Source organism: Streptomyces sp. NPDC006385, assembly GCF_040612485.1.
GTDB lineage: Bacteria > Actinomycetota > Actinomycetes > Streptomycetales > Streptomycetaceae > Streptomyces.
The window spans coordinates 1-1,401 of sequence record NZ_JBEXQG010000181.1 but is presented as its reverse complement, the minus strand read 5'-3'; the positions used below and the strand labels follow the sequence as shown (position 1 = coordinate 1,401).

At 65.0% G+C, this 1,401-nt stretch carries 1 protein-coding gene and 1 pseudogene; one reads left to right on the top strand and one right to left on the bottom strand.

Annotated elements, in window-relative coordinates; all coding sequences use genetic code 11:
- Positions 1-260, bottom strand: a pseudogene (locus ABZ078_RS44420) (MarR family transcriptional regulator); the annotation flags it as partial.
- 290 nt (positions 261-550) lie between these two features.
- Between ABZ078_RS44420 and ABZ078_RS44415 the strand changes: the two are divergent.
- The coding region (locus ABZ078_RS44415) for a TerC/Alx family metal homeostasis membrane protein (RefSeq protein ID WP_356584404.1) at positions 551-1,401 on the top strand (851 nt) is incomplete at its 3' end.

Sequence of the window (1,401 nt, the reverse complement as noted above, 5' to 3'; positions counted from 1 at the left end):
CGGTCTTCCAGGCGGGTGACGAGGCGGGTGGTGGCGCTCTGGCTGAGGACGACGGCGTCGGCGACCTGCTTCATCTGGAGGTGGCCGCCTTCGCCGTTGTGCTGGCGGCTGAGGACGTCGAGCAGGGAGTACTCGCGCACGCTGAGGTCGTGGCCGGACTGCAGGGCGCGCTCGATGTGCGCCTCGATCCGGCCGTGCAGCAGGGAGAGGGCGCACCAGCCCTGGGCGAGCGCGGTGAGCGCGGGGTCTGAGGCGGTCATGGCGCCGTGTCCTCCGTCCCGAGGTGAGTGACGTCCAGGATATGGCATGCGTGAAATTTCCGGCGATCGCATGTTTGGCGCGCGTGCAAGTACTGGCTCCGAGGAGCCGTCCGCGGTCGGCCCCGATCGGGGGGCCGCCGTTCGGCGGAACCGGGCGCCATACGACAGGTGGCCTGTTCGTTACCTGGAGATTGCCAGAGCATGACCTGTTGTTCACCTGTCAAGGGTGGAAGAAATCACCGGCGGCCAACAACGCTGTCAAAGTTCCATCTGCACCAGGAGTGAACCCCGTGAACGTCTCCCTTTCCGTCTGGCTGCTGACCATCGTGGTCCTGTGCGCGCTCGTCGCCGTGGACTTCTTCATCGGTCGCAAACCTCACGACGTCTCCATCAGGGAGGCGGGGACATGGACGATCGTCTGGATCGTCCTCGCCTGCCTGTTCGGCTGCGGTCTGTTCTTCTTCGGCGGTGGCGGGCCGACGGGCGAGTTCTTCGCCGGCTACATCACCGAGAAGTCGCTCAGCGTCGACAACCTCTTCGTCTTCGTCCTGATCATGGCGAAGTTCTCGGTGCCCTCGCAGTACCAGCAGCGCGTCCTGATGATCGGCGTGATCATGGCCCTGGTGCTGCGCGCGGGCTTCATCGCGGCCGGCGCGGCGATCATCTCCGCCTTCTCGTGGGTGTTCTACCTCTTCGGCGCGTTCCTGATCTGGACCGCCTGGAAGCTGATCCAGGACGCCCGCAAGGAGGAGCACGAGGAGGAGTACCAGGAGAACAAGCTGCTCAAGGCGGTGGAGAAGCGTTTCGGCGTCGCCGACCGGTACCACGGCACCAAGCTGTTCATCACCGAGAACGGCAAGCGGATCATGACCCCGATGCTGGTCGTGATGCTCGCGATCGGCTCCACCGACGTGCTGTTCGCGCTCGACTCCATCCCGGCCATCTACGGGCTCACCCAGGACCCGTACATCGTGTTCACCGCCAACGCCTTCGCCCTGATGGGTCTGCGGCAGCTCTACTTCCTCATCGGCGGCCTGCTGAAGAAGCTGGTCCACCTCAGCTACGGCCTGTCGATCATCCTGGGCTTCATCGGCGTCAAGCTGATCCTGCACGCGATGCACGAGTCCGGCGTCCACGTCCC